The sequence below is a fragment of the Tautonia sp. JC769 genome, from assembly GCF_040717455.1.
Lineage (GTDB): Bacteria > Planctomycetota > Planctomycetia > Isosphaerales > Isosphaeraceae > Tautonia.
In genome coordinates, this window is sequence record NZ_JBFEFH010000023.1 from 49,028 (window position 1) to 68,308 (window position 19,281).

The 19,281-nt window shown below is 68.8% G+C and carries 22 protein-coding genes; 16 read left to right on the forward strand and 6 right to left on the reverse strand.

Translation table 11 applies throughout. From position 1 onward, the window contains the following. The first annotated feature begins 153 nt into the window (after positions 1 to 153). On the forward strand, positions 154 to 1,698 hold the full coding sequence (crtI, locus tag AB1L88_RS20095) for a phytoene desaturase family protein (protein ID WP_367098478.1): 1,545 nt from the start codon (positions 154 to 156) through the stop codon (positions 1,696 to 1,698). 14 nt (positions 1,699 to 1,712) lie between these two features. Beyond that, positions 1,713 to 2,930 (forward strand): glycosyltransferase family 2 protein, encoded by a 1,218-nt coding sequence (locus AB1L88_RS20100; RefSeq protein WP_367098479.1) that lies wholly within the window; start codon positions 1,713 to 1,715, stop codon positions 2,928 to 2,930. Positions 2,931 to 2,955: 25 nt separating this feature from the next. On the opposite strand, the gene fhcD is transcribed toward AB1L88_RS20100, so the two are convergent. Continuing rightward, positions 2,956 to 3,861 carry a formylmethanofuran--tetrahydromethanopterin N-formyltransferase gene (gene fhcD / locus AB1L88_RS20105; protein WP_367098480.1) on the reverse strand — a complete coding sequence of 302 codons (906 nt, stop codon included), beginning with the start codon at positions 3,859 to 3,861 and terminating at the stop codon, positions 2,956 to 2,958. After that, the gene (locus tag AB1L88_RS20110; RefSeq protein WP_367098481.1) at positions 3,851 to 5,197 is read right to left on the reverse strand and encodes a formylmethanofuran dehydrogenase subunit B; all 1,347 of its coding nucleotides are present in this window, start codon (positions 5,195 to 5,197) and stop codon (positions 3,851 to 3,853) included. The genes fhcD and AB1L88_RS20110 overlap by 11 nt, the downstream gene beginning before the upstream one ends. A gap of 341 nt (positions 5,198 to 5,538) precedes the next feature. Between AB1L88_RS20110 and AB1L88_RS20115 the strand changes: the two genes are divergently transcribed. From AB1L88_RS20115 to AB1L88_RS20135, 5 genes are all read left to right on the forward strand, one after another. Beyond that, positions 5,539 to 6,111, forward strand: coding sequence for a glutathione peroxidase (locus AB1L88_RS20115; RefSeq protein ID WP_367098482.1), 573 nt, complete (start codon positions 5,539 to 5,541; stop codon positions 6,109 to 6,111). A gap of 1 nt (position 6,112) precedes the next feature. Next, on the forward strand, positions 6,113 to 6,763 hold the full coding sequence (locus AB1L88_RS20120; protein WP_367098483.1) for a DNA-3-methyladenine glycosylase: 651 nt from the start codon (positions 6,113 to 6,115) through the stop codon (positions 6,761 to 6,763). Positions 6,764 to 6,827: 64 nt separating this feature from the next. Further along, the gene (locus AB1L88_RS20125; protein WP_367098484.1) at positions 6,828 to 7,367 is read left to right on the forward strand and encodes a hypothetical protein; all 540 of its coding nucleotides are present in this window, start codon (positions 6,828 to 6,830) and stop codon (positions 7,365 to 7,367) included. A gap of 9 nt (positions 7,368 to 7,376) precedes the next feature. Beyond that, positions 7,377 to 8,939, forward strand: a complete 1,563-nt coding sequence (locus AB1L88_RS20130) for a D-aminoacylase (protein ID WP_367098485.1) — start codon at positions 7,377 to 7,379, stop codon at positions 8,937 to 8,939. A 428-nt stretch (positions 8,940 to 9,367) separates the two neighbouring features. Beyond that, positions 9,368 to 10,012 (forward strand): DUF433 domain-containing protein, encoded by a 645-nt coding sequence (locus tag AB1L88_RS20135; RefSeq protein ID WP_367098486.1) that lies wholly within the window; start codon positions 9,368 to 9,370, stop codon positions 10,010 to 10,012. A 123-nt stretch (positions 10,013 to 10,135) separates the two neighbouring features. On the opposite strand, the gene AB1L88_RS20140 is transcribed toward AB1L88_RS20135, so the two are convergent. Together AB1L88_RS20140 and AB1L88_RS20145 are read right to left on the reverse strand one after the other, a co-directional pair. Continuing rightward, complete coding sequence (locus AB1L88_RS20140) at positions 10,136 to 11,233, reverse strand: Mrp/NBP35 family ATP-binding protein (RefSeq protein ID WP_367098487.1); 1,098 nt, start codon at positions 11,231 to 11,233, stop codon at positions 10,136 to 10,138. Positions 11,234 to 11,364: 131 nt separating this feature from the next. Beyond that, the gene (locus tag AB1L88_RS20145) at positions 11,365 to 11,820 is read right to left on the reverse strand and encodes a hypothetical protein (RefSeq protein WP_367098488.1); all 456 of its coding nucleotides are present in this window, start codon (positions 11,818 to 11,820) and stop codon (positions 11,365 to 11,367) included. Between the two features lie 234 nt (positions 11,821 to 12,054). Between AB1L88_RS20145 and AB1L88_RS20150 the strand changes: the two genes are divergently transcribed. From AB1L88_RS20150 to yidD, 5 genes are read left to right on the forward strand one after another with little or no spacing between them, the layout of a single operon-like run. After that, positions 12,055 to 13,047: a J domain-containing protein gene (locus AB1L88_RS20150; RefSeq protein WP_367098489.1), complete on the forward strand. Its 993-nt coding sequence runs from the start codon at positions 12,055 to 12,057 to the stop codon at positions 13,045 to 13,047. Between the two features lie 56 nt (positions 13,048 to 13,103). Further along, positions 13,104 to 13,415, forward strand: a complete 312-nt coding sequence (locus tag AB1L88_RS20155) for a MerR family transcriptional regulator (RefSeq protein ID WP_367098490.1) — start codon at positions 13,104 to 13,106, stop codon at positions 13,413 to 13,415. A 6-nt stretch (positions 13,416 to 13,421) separates the two neighbouring features. Beyond that, the gene (locus tag AB1L88_RS20160) at positions 13,422 to 13,715 is read left to right on the forward strand and encodes a hypothetical protein (RefSeq protein ID WP_367098491.1); all 294 of its coding nucleotides are present in this window, start codon (positions 13,422 to 13,424) and stop codon (positions 13,713 to 13,715) included. Beyond that, positions 13,712 to 14,131: a ribonuclease P protein component gene (gene rnpA / locus AB1L88_RS20165; RefSeq protein WP_367098492.1), complete on the forward strand. Its 420-nt coding sequence runs from the start codon at positions 13,712 to 13,714 to the stop codon at positions 14,129 to 14,131. The genes AB1L88_RS20160 and rnpA overlap by 4 nt, the downstream gene beginning before the upstream one ends. After that, positions 14,128 to 14,370 carry a membrane protein insertion efficiency factor YidD gene (yidD, locus tag AB1L88_RS20170; RefSeq protein WP_367098493.1) on the forward strand — a complete coding sequence of 81 codons (243 nt, stop codon included), beginning with the start codon at positions 14,128 to 14,130 and terminating at the stop codon, positions 14,368 to 14,370. Before rnpA ends, yidD begins: the two co-directional genes overlap by 4 nt. Here yidD and AB1L88_RS20175 read toward each other — a convergent pair. Continuing rightward, positions 14,355 to 15,185 carry a lysophospholipid acyltransferase family protein gene (locus AB1L88_RS20175; RefSeq protein ID WP_367098494.1) on the reverse strand — a complete coding sequence of 277 codons (831 nt, stop codon included), beginning with the start codon at positions 15,183 to 15,185 and terminating at the stop codon, positions 14,355 to 14,357. The two genes, yidD and AB1L88_RS20175, sit on opposite strands and share 16 nt — an antisense overlap. 186 nt (positions 15,186 to 15,371) lie before the next feature. Between AB1L88_RS20175 and AB1L88_RS20180 the strand changes: the two genes are divergently transcribed. Both AB1L88_RS20180 and AB1L88_RS20185 read left to right on the forward strand, forming a co-directional pair. Then, positions 15,372 to 15,749, forward strand: a complete 378-nt coding sequence (locus AB1L88_RS20180) for an STAS domain-containing protein (protein ID WP_367098495.1) — start codon at positions 15,372 to 15,374, stop codon at positions 15,747 to 15,749. Between the two features lie 58 nt (positions 15,750 to 15,807). Then, on the forward strand, positions 15,808 to 16,128 hold the full coding sequence (locus AB1L88_RS20185) for a thioredoxin family protein (protein WP_367098496.1): 321 nt from the start codon (positions 15,808 to 15,810) through the stop codon (positions 16,126 to 16,128). 17 nt (positions 16,129 to 16,145) lie between these two features. Here the strand turns inward: AB1L88_RS20185 and AB1L88_RS20190 are convergent, their stop codons facing one another. Next, on the reverse strand, positions 16,146 to 16,544 hold the full coding sequence (locus tag AB1L88_RS20190; RefSeq protein WP_367098497.1) for a GatB/YqeY domain-containing protein: 399 nt from the start codon (positions 16,542 to 16,544) through the stop codon (positions 16,146 to 16,148). Positions 16,545 to 16,751: 207 nt separating this feature from the next. Here AB1L88_RS20190 and AB1L88_RS20195 point away from each other — a divergent pair, with 207 nt between their 5' ends. Both AB1L88_RS20195 and AB1L88_RS20200 read left to right on the forward strand, forming a co-directional pair. Then, positions 16,752 to 17,255 (forward strand): ribosome-recycling factor, encoded by a 504-nt coding sequence (locus AB1L88_RS20195; RefSeq protein ID WP_367098498.1) that lies wholly within the window; start codon positions 16,752 to 16,754, stop codon positions 17,253 to 17,255. A gap of 150 nt (positions 17,256 to 17,405) precedes the next feature. Next, complete coding sequence (locus tag AB1L88_RS20200; protein ID WP_367098499.1) at positions 17,406 to 19,226, forward strand: PDZ domain-containing protein; 1,821 nt, start codon at positions 17,406 to 17,408, stop codon at positions 19,224 to 19,226. Positions 19,227 to 19,281: the final 55 nt, after the last annotated feature.

Sequence of the window (19,281 nt, forward strand, 5' to 3'; positions counted from 1 at the left end):
CGAGCGTGATCGTGCGCCGGTCTCGTTCCTTTGGATCGGCGTGGCCGCCGCGCCTATACTGTTGGCTCCGGGATCGGAGGAATGGTGGTGCGGCCGACGGTCGGCCCCTCGGCGGTCTCGCCCGGAATCTTCATTTTCGATCGAGAACGCGGCATGGCAGGATCGCATGTGGTGGTGATTGGGGGGGGCGTGGGCGGGCTCTCCTCGGCGCTCGAGCTGGCGAGGCGGGGATTGCGCGTGACGCTGCTGGAACGGCACGCGGACCTGGGCGGGAAGGCCAGCGAGCGTCGCGAGGCCGGATTCCGATGGGACGAGGGGCCGAGTATCGTCGTCATGCCCTGGGTCTATCGCGAGCTGTTCGCGCAGGCGGGGCTCGACCCGGATCGCTACCTGCCGATGACCCGGCTCGACCCGGCCTTCCGGGTGGTCTTCCCCGACGGCCGGCGACTGGACCTGCCCGCCGACGAACCCGGCCTCCGCGATGCCTTCGCCTCGATCGACCCGGTGGACGCCGACGCGCTCGGGCCGTTCCTCGACCGGCTCGACCGCTTCGCGGCGAAGATCGGCCACGCCTACTGCGATCGGCTTCTGGAGAGCTGGCCGCAGGTGCTGACCTCTCCGTTGATGAGTTCGGCGATGATCATCTCCCCGTTCCAGCAGTACGCGGCCGAGGTCGACCGCACGTTCCGATCCGGCCCGATCCGGGAACTGCTGTACGGGTTCCCGACCTACTCGGGCTTCAACCCGATCACGGCGCCGGCCTCGCTGCTGGTGATCCCCTGGACGATCATCCGGGAGGGGGTCTGGTATCCCGCCTCGGGGGGCATCGCCGCCATCCCCCGGGCGATCGCCGCGGCCTGCCGCGACCTGGGGGTCGAGATCCACACCGGGGTCGAGGCCGAGGCCATCGAGCTGGACGCCTCGGGGCGGGTGCGGGGCGTCGCGACGTCGCACGGGCCGGTGCCGTGCAACGTCGTCGTCTCGAATAGCGATTACGTGCACACGCACCGACTCTTGCGCGGCGGCCGCGGCTTCAGCCCCGAGGTCGACACGATTCGGCAGGGGAAGGTGGAACCCTCCGGCTCCTTCTTCACGGTGCAACTGGGCTGCAACCGGACCTGGGACCTGTCGGCCCATCACCTGCTCGTCTTGACCGAGGGCTCGGGCCGGGTCTACGACGAGGTCTACGACCGCGGCGAGTTCCCGAGCGACCCCCCCTTGTATGTCAACGTGACGAGCGCGACCGATCCGGGCGACGCTCCCGAAGGCGGGAGCAACCCGTTCGTCGTCATCGGCGCCCCGGCGATGCCCGACGAGAGTGCGAGCGACCCGGACTTCGAGCAGCGGTACGCCGACCGCCTCATCGATCGCCTGGAACGGGCCGGGATGCACGGCCTGGCCGACGCGACCGTCTCGCGCAAGGTGACGGGGCCCGCCGAATTCTCCCGGAAATTCCACGCCTTCCGCGGGGCGATTTACGGATTGAGCAGCAAGCATAACATCCTGGGCGGGGGCTTCCGCCCCTTGAATTACCGGGCCGATGTTCCGGGATTGTACTTCGTCGGTGGGGGGGTCCAACCGGGGGCGGGCCTGCCGATGGCGGTGCAGAGCGGCAAGATCGCCGCCGGCCGGATCGCGAAGGACCTGGGGGTTCGGGGCCGACACCGGCCCGCGACCACGCGACCCGAGACACGGTGACGGGAGATCGCGTGATGATTCTTGGATTGATCCCGGCCCTGGTGGTCGCCCTCGGCTGGGTCGCGCTGGCGGTGGTCTGCGTGAAACGCTCCCGGTCGTCTCGGTGGCTTCGGCCGACCGATCGGTGCTGGGGACCGGAGGCGCCGACCGTGTCCGCGGTCGTGCCCGCCCGCAACGAGGCGGACCACATCGCCCAGACGCTCGATTGCCTCTTGTCGCAGCAATATCCCCACCTCTCGATCCACGTGGTGGATGACCAGTCGGTCGATGGGACCGCCGCGCTGGTCCGGCAGGCAGTCGCCGGCAACGGCCTCGATCGGCACCCGGTGCGGCTCTTGCCCGGGGCACCGCGTCCGGACGGCTGGGTCGGCAAGACGTGGGCCCTGCACCAGGGGGTCGAGGTGACGGAATCGGAGTGGATCTGGATGGTCGATGCCGACCTCTGGCTCCACCCCCGTGCCCTGGCCTCGGCGGTCGATCGGGCCGAGCGCACCGGGGCGGATTTCGTTTCCTTCCTCGGCCGGCCGCGCTGCGAGACCTTCTGGCAAGGATCGATCGCCCTGGCACTCATCCAGATCCTCTCCCTGCTCTATCCCCTCCGGCGGGTGAATGACCCGGCCCGGGCCGAGGCGCTGGCGCACGGGGCGTTCGTCCTGATCCGACGGTCCACGTATGATCGCGTCGGCGGTATCGAATGCGTGCGCAGCGAGATCGTGGAGGACATCCAGTTCGCCGCCCGGGTCAAGGGGCGGGGGGGGCGGCTCCAGGTCGACGCCGCCCCCGAGCTTTCTCAAACCCACATGTACGGCTCCTTCGCCGACATCTGGCGCGGATTGCGCAAGAATGCCTATGCGGGGATGGATTACACGTTCCACAAGTACGCCACCGGGGCCGTCCTGGGCCTGCTGATGGCCTGGACGCCCTGGGCGGCCCTGGTTTTGGGGATGCTCGGCGCGTGGGGCGCCGAGGGCCTGGCGCCGATGGCCGTGGCCTGGTCGGTGGTCGGGGTCGTCGGGGTGCTCGGCCAGGCGGCGGCGGCCATGCCGGTGGTGGTCTTCCTCGACCTGCCGAGGGCGTTCGCCTTCGCCCTGCCGGCCGGGATTTCGGCCTACATCGCCATCACGACCGCGAGCGTCTGGCACTATGTCCGGGGGCGGGTGCTCTGGAAGGACCGCGAATTCTGCGCCAGGAGCATCAAGGAGCAATCGGTGCGGAATTCAGGAGGTGTCTGACGGGGACGTCCCGGCCCGACCGTCCTCAGTCCGAGGACCGCTTCAAAAGTTCGTGCAAGTGGAGATGGAACGGGCCGAGCTTTCCCCCGTAGTTCCCGGCCGTGATGGCGACGAGGTCGTGGCCCGACCCGGCCAGGATGCCGGCCACCGTGGCCGACTCGACGTCGTGGAGCGTTAAACCGTCGATCACGATCTCATACACGCATCGGACCTCGGCCGGCAAGTCGGTCGGGACCAGGCCGCGCAGCATGGGGGCGTAGGCGGTGTTCGTGCTGGCGAGCAGGGCCTTGTACTTGCTGCCGACCTTGGAGCCGGATCGGGCGATCCCGCCTGGGAACGGGAGGACGACGCCGGGGATGGCTCGCATGGCGTTGACCGCGGTTTCGGTGGCTTCCAGGGTCGATCGGGGATCGGTGCCCAGGAAAATCAGGTTCCCCCCGGCCACCCCCTTGACCGAGCCGAACCGGTCCTCGCAGGTGAACTCGCCATCCATCACCGGGATGCGCCAGAAGCGGCGATCGCCGAGCTTTTTGCTGATTTGCCAGCCATCGCCGAAGTAGCGGAGCTTGCCGCCGATGGTCAGCGTTTTGTCCCCCGGCGCGATGGGCAATCCGTTGTAACAGGCGGTGGTCGGGCAGGTCATGACACACTGGCCCACCCGTTTCACCAGCGCCTTTTCCAGGTGATCTCTGCTGAAGGCGAACGCCAGGACCGCCACGCCGGGCCGGCCGTCGGGGGTTTCGTCGGGCGGCAACGGGCGTTCGATGCCCGCTTCGGCGTCGCACGAGATCACGCTGGAGGCATAGCCGCTCATCTCCCGAGCCGCGACCTCGGCCCAGTGCGCGGTGTCGGCGGTGACGATCAGGCGGGTGCCGACCATCGGGAAGGCTTCGGCGAAGGTCTCAACGATGGGGACGCCGTTAACCTGCATCGTGCGCTCCGGCCGAGGGCGGGAGAGAGGGGAGTGACCGCTCGGCCCGGAGCGTCTCGCAGCGGTCGAGCAGGCTTGCCAGCACCTCGCGGGCCGGCGGGCGATCGGGGGCGATCGCCGGGCGCAGGGGGAGGGAGACCTCGTCGGATCGGCTGAAGGTGCCGCCGTGGTCGATCCCCGGCGTGGCGGTGGCGATGGCCACGACACCGGGGGCGGCGCGGGCGGTTGCCCTCGGCCCGACGACGATCAACGGCACCGATTCCGGACGGTCCGCGGCGAGGTCGTCGGGCAGATCCCCGACCACGAGGACGGCGTCCGCCTCGCCGGATCGCACTCGGGTCCAGGGTTCGGCGTCGCTCGGGCGATAGCGGGCCGTGCCGCCGGCCAGGTCCACCGAGACCGGGGCGCCCAGCCTCCCGGTCAGGACGGCCTCGGCCCCGGAGGGGTTGCCGGGGCCGGCCAGGGGGACGCCCACGCATCGGGTGATCGTGTTCAGGTCGTCGAGCAGTCGCATCAGGGTTTCCATCGCCGCGGCCCCCTCGCGGGCCAGCTCGGTGCCGAAGACGATGGCGCCGTAGGGGGCGGCCTTCAGGAGGTCGGCCCAGGAGTGCCAGAGATCCCTCGGCGTCCCGGACTGACGTTCCAGGCGAAGCGGATCGGCGGCGACTCCCCGGACCGCGGCGCGGAGGGCCTGGATCGCCTCGGTGTGGCGACCCTCGGAGACGGCGATCGCGCCGTCGGCCCAGCCCCGGCAGGCCGAAGCCCCCTGATCGACGACCAGGACGGTGCGGCCCGCCCTGCCCTCGGGGACGAATCGCCCGGGGCGGTCGATCAATCGTTCCCGGAACCGGGGGTGGGAGCGGTCCGGGTCGACCCCCCAGAGCAGGATCACCCTGGCCCGATGGATCACCTCGCCGAACGAGGCCAGGACCGCCCCGGCCCGCTGCATGGCCAGGATGCGAGGGAGGGCCTCGGGGGCATGATCAGGGCTGATCGTCGCGCCGAGGCGATCGGCCAGCAAGGCGGCGAGCGACTGGGACTCGATCGTCGCCGAGGTCAGGCCGGCGATCACCGGCGCTTTGGCGGCGACGAGGATCGAGGCGGCCCGATCGAGGGCCGAGGCCACGGGCGCCGCGTCTCCATCGACCGACGCGGGCGGGAGATCCGAGGCCCGGTGGTCGCCCAGGAACCACGATCGGCCCCGATCGCACGCCCGGTCGGCCGCGATGATCCGATCCCCCGAGCAGGACAGGCGGATGTCGTCACAGAGCAGGCCGCAGGCCGGGCACGTCGCGTCGCGGAGCACTCGGAGTTCGTCTGGCGAGGTCGAGGTCATGGCGGGTTGGTCCGAGCGCACCCGAAGCGTGGGGATTGATCGTCGGAAGAACGGTCCTCCACGATCAATCGATCGATCTGGCGATCGCGGCTCATCCTATCACGCTCGTTCGAGAGAGGCCACCGTCGAACTGATCGAGGAAAAGCGGCCGTGGACCGCGGCCGGGTCGAGAACCAAAAGCGCATCTCACTTGATTCCTCGGCCCGGCCAATCCATCATGAATCTCAACCGCTTTCGAGGAGCGTCTGAAGGCTCGATCGAGGTTTCTCGGTCGGGGTTTCGGCGCGGTGCCCCCCTCGCTCGCCCCCCAAAGGATTGAGATCTCGCCGGAGACTGTTTCGATGATGCGATCCCTGCTCGCGTTCTTCTCGATCGCCCTGCTGATGGCAGGCCCCGCCCGTTCCGAAGAGGAGGCCCAGCGCCGCGTGCTCGACTTCACCGTCAACGACATCGAAGGCAACGAGGTCGACCTCAAGCAGTACGAGGGGGACGTCCTCCTGATCGTCAACACCGCCAGCTATTGCGGATACACGCCGCAGTACGACGGCCTGGAGAGCCTCTACCGCACCTACGGCGACAAGGGGTTCAAGGTGCTCGCCTTCCCGGCCAACGAGTTCGGCCAGCAAGAGCCGGGCACCAATGCCGAGATCCGGGCCTTCTGCAAGTCGAATTACGAGGTGAGCTTCCCCTTGTTCTCGAAGGTCGTCGTCAAGGGGTCGGGCATCCACCCCTTGTTCGCCTTCCTGACCGACTCCGAGGCCCACCCGGAGAACGGCGGGGCGATTCGGTGGAATTTCACCAAGTTCCTCGTCGATCGCCAGGGCAAGGTGATCGCCCGGTTCGAGCCGGGAGACGACCCGAAGTCGGAGAAGGTAGTCAATGCCATCGAGCAGGCCCTCGCCGAGGCCCAATGAGTTGCCCCCCGCGTCCCCCAATCGCAAGGCCCGCGACCGCGTCGATCCCTGGGCCGACGCGGTCGCCCACCTCCGCGAGATCGACCCGCGCTGGTGCCCCCTGATCGATCGGGCCGGCCCGTGCCTGCTCCGGCCGAAGCCGGATCGCTTCGGGATCCTCGTCCGGGCGATCGTGGGGCAGCAGATCTCCTCGAAGGCCGCGGCCTCGATCAACCTCCGCTTGCTCCACGGGCAGGGGGCGAAGCGCCACCGGGCCGAGTCGCTCCTGGCCCTCGGGGCCGAGGGGATCCGGGCCGCCGGCCTCTCGGGGGTCAAGGCCTCGTACGTGCTCCACCTGAGCGAGGCGGTGGCGTCGGGCCAATTGAAGCTGGCCCGGCTCGGCCGCCTCGACGACGCCGAGATCAAGGCGCAACTGACGGCGATCCGGGGGATCGGACCCTGGACGGCCGAGATGTTCCTGATCTTCGCCCTGAACCGGCCCGACGTGCTCTCGGTCGGCGATCTCGGCGTCCGGGTCGGGATCCGGGACTATTACGGCCTGGAGACCCTGCCCGACCCTCGGTCCTGCGTCGAACTGGCCGAACCGTGGCGTCCGTACCGATCGGTCGCCATGTGGTACCTCTGGCGAACCATCGACACCCCGGCCAGCTGACGCGCCGCCGGGCCGCCTGGTCGATCCTCCCGCCCCCTCTTGTCCCCCGGACGGCCTCTTCCCGATGATCGATTCTCCGCGACGCGGCCCGGCGATCCTGGCCCTGATTGTCCTGGTCGTGCTCCCGGTGGCCCGGGCGGACGAGGAGGGGGAACCGTTCCGCCCCGAGGCCGACCGGCACGGCGTCCTCGAGCTGCCGGCCGATCGGGCGATCCTGCTCGGCGACCGGCTGCGACTGGCGGGAGAGCCGGCGACTGTGGTCGACTGGGCCTCGACGACCGAGCTGGTCCGCTGGGATTTCGAGCTGGAGCATCCTGGGGCATTCGTGGTCGTCGTCGAGTATGCCGCCCCCGCGGGCCGAGGGGGGGCGGTGGTCCGGGTGGTCTCGAACGACCAGGTCCGGGAGGCCCCGGTCCACGCGACCGGCAGCCCGACCCGCTTCATGCCGCAGCCGATGAAGGGGGTGATCCGACTCCCGGGCGGCCGGAACCGGCTGGAGGTCCGCGCCGTCGAGGCCCCCGGCGGGCTGGTGATGAACCTGCGCCGGGTCCGACTCGTCCCCGCCAATGCCAACGCCAACGATATCGACAACGCCAACAAGTGAGCCATTTTCATGCGGTTTGATCTGGTCATCCGGGGCGGTATGGTCGTCGATGGGACCGGTGCTCCCCCCTTCCGGGCCGATGTCGGCCTGCTGGACACCTCGATCGCCGAGGTGGGTCGGCTGGACCAGGCCGAGGCGGGGCAGGTCATCGACGCGACCGGCCTCTACGTCGTGCCGGGATTCATCGATGCCCACGTCCACGGCGACCTGATGCTCCTGGCCGATCCGGTCCACCGGGCGGCCCTGAAGCAAGGCGTGACGACCTACATCATCGGCCAGGACGGCGTCGCCTTCGCCCCCGCCTCGCCGAAGACGCTCGACTACATGCGGCGCTACACGGCCGGATTCAACGGCAACCCCGACTGGATCACCTACGACTGGAACACGGTCGCCGAGTACCTGGCCCGCTTCAACCGGACGACGGCCCTGAACGTGGCCTATCTGATCCCCAATGGTAACGTCCGAATGGAGGTCATGGGCCTCGACACCCGGGCCGCCACCGACGACGAGCTGAAGGCCATGCGCCGGCTCGTCCGAGAGGGGATGGAGGCCGGCGCCGTCGGCGTCTCCAGCGGGCTCGACTACATCCCCAGCCGATACGCCGACGTCCGCGAGATCGTCGCCCTCTGCGAGGAGATCGCCCCGCTCGACGGCGTCTACGTCTCGCACATCCGCGGCTACGGCCCCAGGGCCCCCGAAGGCGTGGCCGAGATCGCCGAGGTGGGCAAACGCTCCGGCGCGGCCGTGCACATCTCCCACTACAACGGCCCGGCCGAGCTGTTGCTCGGGCTGGTCGACCAGGCCCGGGCCGAGGGGGTCGACCTGACCTTCGACAGCTACCCGTACCTGGTGGGAAGCACGATCCTCGGCATGATCGCCCTGCCCCCCTGGGTCCAGGAAGGGGGCATCGAGGCCACCGTCGAGCGCCTGGCCGACCCGAAGATCCGGGCCAAGCTGCACGCCGAATGGTTCAACGGCGGCCTGACCTACGGGCTGGACACGATCACGATCACGATGACCGCCAACCCCGACGACCAGTGGACCGAGGGGATGAACCTGGTCGAGGCCGCCCGGCAGGCCGGGGTCTCGCCGGGAGACATGGTCTGCGACCTCCTGATCCGGTCGGGCATGGCCGTCGGCATCTTCGGGGCCCGCGCCGGCGACCGGACCGAGGAGGACATCCGGACGATCCTCCGCCACCCCGCCCATATGGCCGGTTCGGATGGGATCTTCCGGGGCAGCCATCCCCACCCGAGGGGCTGGGGGGCCTTCGCCCGCTACCTCGGCTACCACACCCGCGAGAAGAAGGATTACGACTGGGGCACGGCGATCGTCCACCTCGCGAGCCACGCGGCGCGCCGCTATCGCCTGACCGATCGCGGCCTGATCCGCCCCGGCTTCGCGGCCGACCTGGCGATCTTCGACCCGGCGACCATCCGCGACCACTCGACCTACGAGGCCGGCCGGACCGAGGCCGAAGGGGTCCGGCACGTCCTGGTCAACGGCACGCTCGCCCTCTTCGACGGCGAGCCGACCGGCGCGACCCCCGGGCGGGCCCTCCGTCGCGGGTGATGACCCCGATCCCCGCCCCGCAGGCCCCCGCGAATCCCCCGCCCAAAGGCCCCGGCCGAGTCCGTCCGGGGCCTTTGGGCATGCGCGGAGTCAAGCCATTTTCCTTCAGTTGCAAAACATGGCTGGAACCGGACAAAATTTTTACTCAATGTGGTGTAGTGGTTTGCGGAAAACCCCCTCATTTTATGGCACTTGCCCGCAGACTTTTTGTGACTAGAGCTTCCCAAAAAAACGATGATGTTTCCGTAAGACACGCAAACGGTAATCGAAGGTGATTGCCGACCGCTACCGGTCGATGACAGACCCCTGCGATGGAGCCCCCAGCCATGTCTCCGTTCTCGAATGAAACGCTTGCGGCCCGCTTCCCGTCCCTGGTTTCGAGCTCGAATCAAACGAACGCTTTGGATTTCACATCAAAGAGGATCAGCATGGACACCGCCTTGTTTCCCGCGATGAGCAGCGTCACGGTCCCGCTCGGCGTCCTCGGTGGCAACGATCGGGACTTCTTGGGCGTCGCCGAGGCGCTCCGGGCCGAGCTGGCGCCGAGCGGCCTGGTCGAGTCGTTGATGGCGGACCGGGTCGTCCTGGCCGTCGCCCGATTGCGATCGCTGGTGGCCGGGGGCATTGGCCTCGACGCGGCGGCGGAGGACCTGGCCCAGGCCGAGCAGTCGATCGACCGCGCCCTCGACGCCCTGATCACCGCCCGGTCGGCCCGGGCCGAGGGCTGGGGCCATCCGGCCCCGTCGTCGAGCCGGGTCGGCGAGACCTCCTCGATGTCCCCGCTCCCCGGCAACGACGACCTGCCGATGAACTTCACCCTCGAACACTCGGCGAACCCCGCGACCCCCGACGACGAGCAGCCCTGGCCTGACCGCCTGGCCTTCGACGACCACGTCTCCGAGGAGTCCCCGGTGGTCCGGGGCACCTGGATCACGGCCGGCCAGGTGGTCTCCCTGATCGTCGACGGCTGGGACCGGGACGCCATCCTCAAGAACTACCCCGAACTGACGGAAGCCGACATCCGGGCCTGCCTCGCCTACACGGTCGAGCAGGACGGGCCGATCGCCTTCTGAATCGAGTCGTCGGCTGGCTTTGCTTGAAGGGCGGCACTAACGCATCGAGGGCCGGAGGGTCGACATGGCCCCTCCGGCCCTCGATGCGTTTGCGGGATGTCTCAGGAAGGTCGCCCGGAACGCTCAGCTGATGATTTCCAGGGTCGGCATCCTGGGGGCCTTGAGGTTGCGGATGCTGATTTGCTGGGCAAGCGCCTCGACCACGCCGAGCAGGTAGGGACGCGAGGGGGAGCCTTCGGCCAGGGTCTCGTGCAGGAGGCCGATGTCCCCCTTCTCCCGGATGTCGAAGACGAGCGGGACTTCTCCCAGGAAGGGGACGTCCAGTTCCTCGGCCCGTCGCCGGGCACCGCCGTGGCCGAACGGGTACATGCGATCGCCTCCCCCCGGGGGGTCGAGGAAGCTCATGTTCTCGACCATGCCGAGCAAGGGGACCTTGAGCTGCCGGAACATGGCCACGGCCCGGGTGGCATCGAGCAAGGCCACCTCCTGCGGCGTGCAAACGACCACGGCCCCGGTCAGCGGCAAGGTCTGCGAGAGGGTCAGGGGGACGTCTCCGGTGCCGGGCGGCAGGTCGATGACCAGGTAGTCGAGTTCGCCCCAGTCCACCTGATGCAGGAACTGGTTGACGATCCCGTGGAGCATCGGGCCTCGCATGATGACCGCCTGCTCGGGCTTCACCAGGAAGCCGATCGACATGAGTTTCAGGCCGTTGGCCTCGATCGGCTGGATCCGCTCACCCTTGGCCATCGGCCGGCCCGAGGCACCCACCAGGTGCGGGACCGACGGGCCGTAGACGTCGGCGTCCATCAGGCCGACCTTCGACCCGTAGTGTTGCAGGCCATAGGCGAGCGACGCGGCCAGCGTGGACTTGCCGACCCCCCCCTTGCCCGATCCGACGGCGATGACGTTGCGGACCCCGGGGATGTCCCCCTTCTCGATGACTCCCTTCCCTCGGACGTCGGCCGACATGTTGACGCGCAGCTCCCGGGCGTTGCCGAGGTTCCGGCCGATCGCCTCGCGGACGTCGGCCTCGATCTTCCCCTTCAAGGGGCAAGCCGGGGTGGTCAGGTTGACCGTCAGCTCGAGGAGCTGGTCGGTGATCCGGATGTCCTTGATCATGCCGAGGTCGACCAGATCGCGCTTGAGGTCCGGGTCCTGGACTCCTTTCAGGGCGAGCAAGACGTCCTGTTCGGTCAGGCCGGCAGGGTGAGAAGCGGACATCGGGCGAATCCTCTCGGAGCGAATAAAAAATAGGGAACCAGCAGGCGGGGGGTACGAAGGACGGACGAGGGAGGTTTCTGTCGGTCGGATGACGGCGTCCCGCCCGGCACCGCGTCGAAGACCTTTTGGAATCAGAGTTCGAGCAGCGCCATCGGATCGCCCGGGTCGGGTTCGGGTCGGGGAAGGGCCGCGCGGCCGGCCAGGGCGGTTCGGTGACGGGCCAGAATGAGCCAATCGTCAATCACCTCGGCGACGTTCGGCGGAGGAGCGAAGCCAGACCAGACCCGAGTGGCCCCCAACTCCCGGGCCAGGTCGTGAAGCTCGGGGTGGCGATGGCGGTCGAGCACGAGCACCAGGGCGGAAGGGCAGAGCACGGCCAGGCGAACCAGCCGCTCCAGGGCTTCGCGAGGTTGAGTCCCGAGGTCGAGCACGACGATCGGGCATGGCCAGCCCTCGACCGCGGCGAGCAGGTCGTTCGTCCCTCGCGTCTCTCGCCAGATCACCGGGCGATCCTGGAGCCGCGCTCGGAGCTGACCGGCCCAGAAACCTCGGCGTTCGGAGATGACCACCAGTTGGCGAGGGTTCATGGCTGCGAGACACGAGGTCCGGGATTCGCTCGTCCTGATTTTCTCGATCGGAGCCTGGGAAATCGGTACCCCATTCTAGTCGAACGTCAATCGTGGGGCGAGCCTTGGGTGCCGACCGAATCGTCGGCCTCGCTTGAAACGCGACCTCAAGTCGTCTTATGATTGAGGCGGTCTCCGCGAACGAGACGAGTCATCCTGTCCCCCCGATCTTGTCCGGAAAGGGTCGCCATCGCGATGCCCAAACGCGACTTCTACGAGGTGCTGGGCCTGGACCGGGGAGCCTCCGCCGAGGACCTCAAGCGCGCCTACCGCTCCCTGGCCCGCAAGCACCACCCCGACCTGAACCCCGACGACAAGCCGGCCGCCGAGAGGCGCTTCAAGGAGCTCCAGGAGGCCTACGACGTCTTGAGCGACCCCGAGAAGCGGAAGCTCTACGACCTGTATGGCCGGGCCGCCTTCGAGGGGGCGGGCGCGGCCGGGCCCCGGGCCGGGGGGGCCGAATGGTCGGCTCGACAAGGGCCGGGCTTCGAGAATATCGACTTCTCGCAGTTCTTCGGCACCGGCTCGGGGGGCAGGACCGCCCCCGGAGGGGCCGAAGAGTTCGACGCCGGCGGGGGAATCTTCGAGGAGATCCTGGGCCGGGTCCGCGGCGGCCGCCGGGCCGGTCGAGCAGGACATCGGGGGGGGGGCGATGTCGAGTCCTCCCTGCGGATTCCGTTCCTCACGGCCGTCAACGGCGGCGAGCAGCCGATCGTGATCGCCCGCCCCGACGGCTCGAACGAAACCCTGACCGTGAAGATTCCCCCAGGCATCGAGGACGGCGCCAAGATCCGGCTCCGGGGCAAGGGGAACCCCGGCCTCGGTGGCGGACCGCCCGGCTCCCTGGTCATCACCGTTCAGGTCGACTCGCACCGCTCGTTCCGTCGCGAGGGTCGAGACCTCCTGGTCGACTTGCCGATCTCTGTCGGCGAGGCGATCCTCGGCGCCCGGGTCGATTGCCCGACCCTCTCGGGGGTCAAGACCCTGACGATCCCGCCGGGCAGCTCGACCGGCCAGAAGCTGCGGCTCAAGGGCCAGGGCGTCCCGGCCCGGGGCGATCGGCCCGCGGGAGACCTGTTCGCCGTGCTCAAGGTCGTCGTCCCGAAGTCGATCGATGAGGAAAGCCGCCGCCTGATCGAACAGTTCGCCGCACGCAATCCGACTGATCCTCGCCAGGGGCTCTGGTAATCCGAGGCCCCGGTCAGCCCGCTTCTTCAGGCTCGTTCTCGACGGGATTCGCGCCGATGGACCCGACGATCCTCCCCCGCGACCAGGTCGCCCATCACCTGGCGATTTCCACCCGGCGTTTGCTGGCCTACGAGCGCAGAGGGCTCGTTCAGGTCATGCGATCCGGGGACGTTGAAGGGTATTCGCCCTCGGAAGTCCGACGCCTCTGGACCGTGGTCAGCCTGCATCGAGACGCGGGGATCAACCTGGCCGGGATCGAGGCGATTCTCCAGATGCAGGGGCATCTGGAGCGGGTTTGCCGGCAACTGCATGCCCTTGCCGAACAGATCGACCAGGCGATTGCCGATGAAGGAGTGGACGAGGACTGACCCCGAATGCCCGATCCCGTCGCGAACCCATCGCCGCCGCGACCCCTCCGAAACGTGATTGCCGAGGACCCGGCCGCTCGGCGTCGGATCGGCCGGGCGTATGCCGAGTTCCTCGCGGTCGTCCTGGTGGCGATCGCCTCCATCACCGCCCTGGTGCTCTGGCATCTGGCGCGGAGAGGTCGAATCCTCCGTCAGAACCTCGGGCAGCCCCGACGCATTTCCTGGCCCGACCCTGATGAGCAACGCCACGGCAACCCCGACCGCGATCGCGACGGCGATCAGACCGAGACCCCCTCATGACTGCGGCGACCTTCCGTCCTCACGAACGCATCTCCAGTCCGATCGAGTTCCGCCGCGCCTTCGACCGCCGGCGGTCGGCCTCGGACGATTCCCTGATCGTCTACGGCGCGGAGAACGGCCTGGCTTACCCGAGGCTCGGCATCTCCGTCGGCCGGAAGCGGGTCCGCAAGGCGACCGACCGCAACCGGGTCAAGCGATTGATCCGGGAAGCGTTTCGCCTGAATAAAGAGGTCCTGCCCGAGGGAGTCGATCTGGTGATCGTCCCCCGAGGCCCCGCCCTGACGTTCGAGCAGGCCAACCGATCCTTGCCCCAACTGGCCGCGGCGGTCGCCGCTCGGCTTGCGAGGGATCGCGGACGATCCCGCCCTCGTGATCGGGGTCACGATCGCCAGCCGTCGTCCGAGACCTCGTCATGAGCCTTCGACCCTGGCTATGGCCTGCCCGGCTCGCCGTCGAGGGGCTCTGCCTGCTCATCCGGGCCTATCAGCTCCTCCTGTCCCCCTTGATCGGCAACGCCTGCCGGTTCGAGCCGAGTTGCAGCCGGTACATGGTCGGCGCCCTGCGGAAGTACGGCCTGGTCCGGGGGCTCTGGAAGGGGACCGGCCGCCTGCTCCGCTGCCACCCGTGGCACCCGGGGGGTTATGACCCCCCTTGAGGTTTCCGGGCCGTCGAGTAGTCGGCCGGGGGACCGCCGAACCGCGAGCGGAACCGGGCGTAGCGGTCGTTGATCGACCCCCGGCCCGTGAGGATCGGCTCGAACCGAGTGGCGTCTTGCGAGAGGACGTCGGTTTTCAAGGCATCCAGTTCGTCGGTCAGGCGCCCCTGCCAATGATCCAGAACGCTCGACCGTTCCGCGCGATCGGCCCGGGCAGGAGTCCCGAACCGCGCGAACGCCTCCGGGCGCTCGTCCTGCCAGTATTCGAACCGCAGGGCGACCGGCACGATCCGGAGGCGGCCGGCGCGCCGGAGCAGGAGCCGCAACCCCCCCTGGAACTCCAAGGGACGCACGTCGTTGCAGGCGATCGTCCCCTGGGGGAAGAGCCAGACCCCCGCCCTCGGGCGCCGGAGCAGCTCCACCGTGTAATCCAGCGAGGCCCGGACCGACCCCGGGTCGTTCCGATCGACCGAATAGGCGCCGATCCGCCTGAAGAAGCCGTACTTGACCATGTTCGAGTGCTCGGTCATCCCGAAGCCGTCGACGGGGACCGTCACGTTGATCCAGTGGGCCATGAAGAAGTCCCACCAGCTCGAATGATTGGCCAGGAAGAGGACGCCGGTCGGGTCGTCGTCGAGGGCCTCCCGAAGTCGCCCCAAGCCCTGGGCGTGGATGGCGTGGAAGTGCCGGTGCAGTTTCCAGCGAATCAAGGCGTGGACGGCGTGGGTCGGCCATCCGGCCTTGTCGGCCCGGATCATGGGAGGGCCGACCGCCTGAGCGGTCGCAGCCTCGTGCTGATTGCCGGCATGAGTCATCCGTTGGCGTCCTTTGATCGCTTGCGTCAACACTCCCGAAGGAGTTGCCCACCGGCCCGCTCGGCTGGCATGATCGACTTCGATCCGAGAGCCTGGTGGGCATCGGGCTTCGGCATTGATTGTGCGACCCGATCCGGAAGGGTTCAATGGGCCGAGCCTGCCGCCGAAACCAAGAGAGGGACGCCCATGCCGATCGACTCCCGAGTGGACCGCGGAGTGACGATCGTCGGCAACCTGGCCGGCGTCATTCACGACGCGAGCCTCCATGACGCCGCCCGAGACCTCGACGAGCTGCTCGACGAGGGCCGCCGCCGGTTCGTCTTCGAGCTGAGCGGCGTCGGCCCGATCGGGCCGTCGGCCCTGGGATTGCTGATGACCCTGACCCGGCAGATCCGCAAGCGATCCGGCGAGGTCGTCTTCGCCCGCGTCGGCCGGTCGACACGGGAGGTGCTCGAAACGATGCAGATGGACGCCCACTGGGACCTCTTCCGCACGGTCCCCGAGGCGATCGCGTCGTTCGGGCCTCCCGAACCGGACGACGACGCAGAGGAACCGTCCCCCTGATCGGCAGGGACCGATGCAGCCCCTTTGCCCCGGACCCCGGGGCCGCGAGGTGACAGCCATGAGCCAATCCGTCGACCGCGAACCGACCCGAGACGAGGTGGACCGGATGGAGGGCCTCGTGCTCCTCGAATTCGGGGCCTCGTGGTGCGGCCACTGCCAGGCGGCCGCGCCTCGGCGCGATGCCCTGCTCGACGAGCATCCCGAGGTCACCCACGTCCCCGTCGAGGACGGCCCCGGCCGACCGCTCGGCCGGTCGTTCCGGGTGAAGCTCTGGCCGACGTTCGTCTTCCTCCGCGATGGCGAGGTGGTCTGCCAGGTCTCCCGGCCCGATCCGGACGAGCTGCGCGAGGGGTTCGAGGCCCTCGTGAACGCCGGGTGAGCCGAAGCGTTTCGCCATCAGCCGCGCAGGTCGGCGATGACGGCCTTCACGTCGTCGGCCTCGACCGGCTTCCCGGCGAGCGACTTCATGGCGATCCCCATCGCCTGGCCGTCCTTCGGGGCGCCCTTGATCTGATCGGCGACGGGGGCGAGTTCCTGGGCGATCTGCGAGCGGTCGAGCGTGGGGGGGACCCATTCCTCGAGCAGGGAAACTTCCTCGGGGCTGAAGGAGGTCTGGCCTCCCCGGGCTTCCTTGAGCATGGCCCGCATCTTCTTGATCGCCTGCTCGTCGGCCACTTCCTCGCCGGTCCCGGTGGTGAGCTGGGCGATCCAGTAGCGGAGGAAGTTGGTCCGGACGGCGTCTCGGGCCTTCATCGAGTCTTTCAACTGCGTACGCATCTGGGCGACGATGGACATGGCGTCGTTCCTTTCGTTCGATCGAGTCGATTCGAGTCGATTCCAGGTGGTTTCTTGGATCTTCAAGACGAGTCCGGTGCGGTCCGGGTTCGCCGCCTCGTTGGAGGGCGCGAGGGTGCCGGCCGACGGCGATCCGGATACGATGGTGCCGGAGCGTCGGAACTTCTCCGGCCAGTGTACCGACTCGCCCAACCCATTCGAATGCCGATGAGCGACTGGAAACCGCGGATGACCCGGGCCGTCCGGCACCTGGCCGAGCAACTGGTAGGGATCCGGTCCGGCACGGTCGACTCGGGCCTGGTGGGGAGCGTCCGCGTCTCGGTCCAGGGGAACTCGGTCCCGCTTGCCCGCCTGGCGTCGGTGTCGGGGCGAGGGGATCAACTGCTCGTCCGGCCGTTCGACCCGGCCTCGGTGCCCGCCGTGGTCCGGGCCTTGAACGAGGCCAGGATGTCGGCCTATGCGATGGACAAGGCCACGGTCCGCGTGGGCGTCCCGCCGATCAGCGGCGAGCAGAAAGGCGAGGTCTGCCGGCACGTCCGGTCGCTCGGCGACCAGGCGAAGGTGGCGGTCCGGATGATCCGGCAGGACGCCCGCAAGCAGATCGCCGCGAAGGGGCGGGGCTCCGAACGCGCCGTCCAGGAGGCCACCGACGCCGCCGTGGCCGAGATCGACCGCCTCGTCGCGGCCAAGGTGGCCGAGATCGAGGGTTGATGCCGATTGCCCCGCGGCCGGGGCCGGGCCATCATGGGGCGGTCGCTTCGATCGCGGCACGTGACCCGGCGAACTCGACCCCTGCCGATCGAATCGGAGGAACCCGAGCCCGTGCGAACCCTCTCGATTGTCTGTCTCGCGATGGTGATCATGCCCAAATCCACGACCGCCGACGACTCGCCGACCCCCGTCCGCTACGCGCTCCGCTTCCCCGAGGCCGGGACGCATTACGTGGAGGTCGAGGCCGAGGTCCCGACCGACGGCCGACCGGCCCTTGAGCTGTTCATGGCCACCTGGACCCCCGGATCGTACCTGATCCGGGAGTTCTCGCGGCACGTCGAGGCCGTCTCCGCCCGGGACCCCGAGGGGACGCCGCTCCCGGTCCGCAAGGTGAGGAAGAACCGCTGGCGCGTCGAGTCGAGCGGGCACGATCGCGTGATCGTCTCGTATCGCGTCTATGGCCGGGAGATGGGGGTCCAGACGAACTGGATCGACGCCTCCTTCGCCCTGATCAACGGCGCCCCGACGTTCCTGACCCCGGCCGATTCCCCCCCTCGGCCGCACGAAGTCTCGTTGGAGTTGCATCCCGACTGGTCGCGGTCGATCACCGGGTTACCCGATGCCCCCGGCGGCACCCCTCATCGTTACGTGGCCGAGAATTACGACATCCTGGTCGATTCGCCGATCTACGCCGGCAATCCCGACGTCTATGAGTTCGAGGTGGACGGCATCCCCCACCTGCTCGTCAACGAAGGGGAGGCGGGCATCTGGGACGGCCCCCGATCGGCCCGAGACGTCGAGACGATCGTCCGCACCCAGCGCGACTTCTGGGGTTCCTTGCCCTACGATCGGTACGTCTTCTTCAACCTCCTGACCGGCTCGGGCGGCGGCCTGGAGCACCGGAACTCGACCGTCCTGATGAGCAGCCGATGGGCGACCCGGAGCCGGGCGTCGTACCTGAACTGGCTGTACCTCGTCAGCCACGAATACTTCCACACCTGGAACGTCAAGCGGCTGCGGCCGGTCGAACTGGGACCCTTCGACTACGAGAACGAGGTGCATACGCGGAGTCTCTGGGTCGCGGAAGGGATTACCAGCTACTACGATCGCCTGTTCGTGAGACGGGCCGGGCTGTGCTCGGTCAAGGAGCTGCTGGCCGGCGATCCGCCCCGCGCGGGGTCGGGAGACGACCGCCCGAAGAACGACATCCAGCGCCTGCACGAGAACCCGGGCCGCCTGGTCCACCGGCTCGAAGAGTCGTCGTTCGACGCCTGGATCAAGCTCTATCGCCGCGACGAGAACTCGGCCAACACCTCGATCAGCTACTACACGAAGGGGGCCGTCGTCGCCTTCCTGCTCGACGCCGAGATCCGCCGCGCGACCGACGACGCCCGGAGCCTCGACGACGTGATGCGCCTCACCTTCGAACGCTACGCCGGGGATGTCGGGTTCTCGTCGGAGCAATTCCTCGCCGTCGTGGCCGAGGTCGCCGGGGTGGACCTCGCCCCTTGGTTCGAACGGGCCTTGCGATCGACGGAGGAACTCGACTACGGGCCGGCCCTCGACTGGCTCGGCCTCCGCTTCGCGCCGATCGAAGGGCCGAAGGCCCCCGAGGACGGCTCGACCGCCGACCCGGAAAAGGGCTGGATCGGCCTGGACACCAAGATCGACGGCGGCCGTTTGGTCGTCTCCGCCGTCAAGCGCGAGACGCCCGGCTTCGATGCCGGGTTCAACGTCGGTGACGAGATCCTGGCGATCGGCGAGCTGCGGGTGCCCCCTGATGGGTTCAAGAAGCGAGTGGGGCAGTACCCGCCGGGCGAGACCGTCTCGGTCCTCATCGCCCGGCGAGAGCAGTTGATGCGGCTCGACGCGATCCTGGCCGCCGAGCCTCCGGACCGGTTCCGGATCGAGGCCGACCCCGACGCGACCGACGAGCAGGTCGCCCGCCGGTCGCGATGGCTCGGCGATTGACCGATCGACCACAGCCGATTCGACGTTGACGGACGACCGGGCGTCTCCGTCAACG

Coding starts and splice junctions, on each gene's coding strand:
- AB1L88_RS20150 (WP_367098489.1), top strand. CDS start 12,055: ATGCCCAAACGCGACTTCTACGAGGTGCTGGGCCTGGACCGGGGAGCC.
- crtI (WP_367098478.1), top strand. CDS start 154: ATGGCAGGATCGCATGTGGTGGTGATTGGGGGGGGCGTGGGCGGGCTC.
- rnpA (WP_367098492.1), top strand. CDS start 13,712: ATGACTGCGGCGACCTTCCGTCCTCACGAACGCATCTCCAGTCCGATC.
- AB1L88_RS20145 (WP_367098488.1), bottom strand. CDS start 11,820: ATGAACCCTCGCCAACTGGTGGTCATCTCCGAACGCCGAGGTTTCTGG.
- yidD (WP_367098493.1), top strand. CDS start 14,128: ATGAGCCTTCGACCCTGGCTATGGCCTGCCCGGCTCGCCGTCGAGGGG.
- AB1L88_RS20190 (WP_367098497.1), bottom strand. CDS start 16,544: ATGTCCATCGTCGCCCAGATGCGTACGCAGTTGAAAGACTCGATGAAG.
- AB1L88_RS20135 (WP_367098486.1), top strand. CDS start 9,368: ATGGACACCGCCTTGTTTCCCGCGATGAGCAGCGTCACGGTCCCGCTC.
- AB1L88_RS20115 (WP_367098482.1), top strand. CDS start 5,539: ATGATGCGATCCCTGCTCGCGTTCTTCTCGATCGCCCTGCTGATGGCA.
- AB1L88_RS20100 (WP_367098479.1), top strand. CDS start 1,713: ATGATTCTTGGATTGATCCCGGCCCTGGTGGTCGCCCTCGGCTGGGTC.
- AB1L88_RS20140 (WP_367098487.1), bottom strand. CDS start 11,233: ATGTCCGCTTCTCACCCTGCCGGCCTGACCGAACAGGACGTCTTGCTC.
- AB1L88_RS20130 (WP_367098485.1), top strand. CDS start 7,377: ATGCGGTTTGATCTGGTCATCCGGGGCGGTATGGTCGTCGATGGGACC.
- AB1L88_RS20110 (WP_367098481.1), bottom strand. CDS start 5,197: ATGACCTCGACCTCGCCAGACGAACTCCGAGTGCTCCGCGACGCGACG.
- AB1L88_RS20195 (WP_367098498.1), top strand. CDS start 16,752: ATGAGCGACTGGAAACCGCGGATGACCCGGGCCGTCCGGCACCTGGCC.
- AB1L88_RS20185 (WP_367098496.1), top strand. CDS start 15,808: ATGAGCCAATCCGTCGACCGCGAACCGACCCGAGACGAGGTGGACCGG.
- fhcD (WP_367098480.1), bottom strand. CDS start 3,861: ATGCAGGTTAACGGCGTCCCCATCGTTGAGACCTTCGCCGAAGCCTTC.
- AB1L88_RS20175 (WP_367098494.1), bottom strand. CDS start 15,185: ATGACTCATGCCGGCAATCAGCACGAGGCTGCGACCGCTCAGGCGGTC.
- AB1L88_RS20160 (WP_367098491.1), top strand. CDS start 13,422: ATGCCCGATCCCGTCGCGAACCCATCGCCGCCGCGACCCCTCCGAAAC.
- AB1L88_RS20125 (WP_367098484.1), top strand. CDS start 6,828: ATGATCGATTCTCCGCGACGCGGCCCGGCGATCCTGGCCCTGATTGTC.
- AB1L88_RS20200 (WP_367098499.1), top strand. CDS start 17,406: ATGCCCAAATCCACGACCGCCGACGACTCGCCGACCCCCGTCCGCTAC.
- AB1L88_RS20180 (WP_367098495.1), top strand. CDS start 15,372: ATGCCGATCGACTCCCGAGTGGACCGCGGAGTGACGATCGTCGGCAAC.
- AB1L88_RS20155 (WP_367098490.1), top strand. CDS start 13,104: ATGGACCCGACGATCCTCCCCCGCGACCAGGTCGCCCATCACCTGGCG.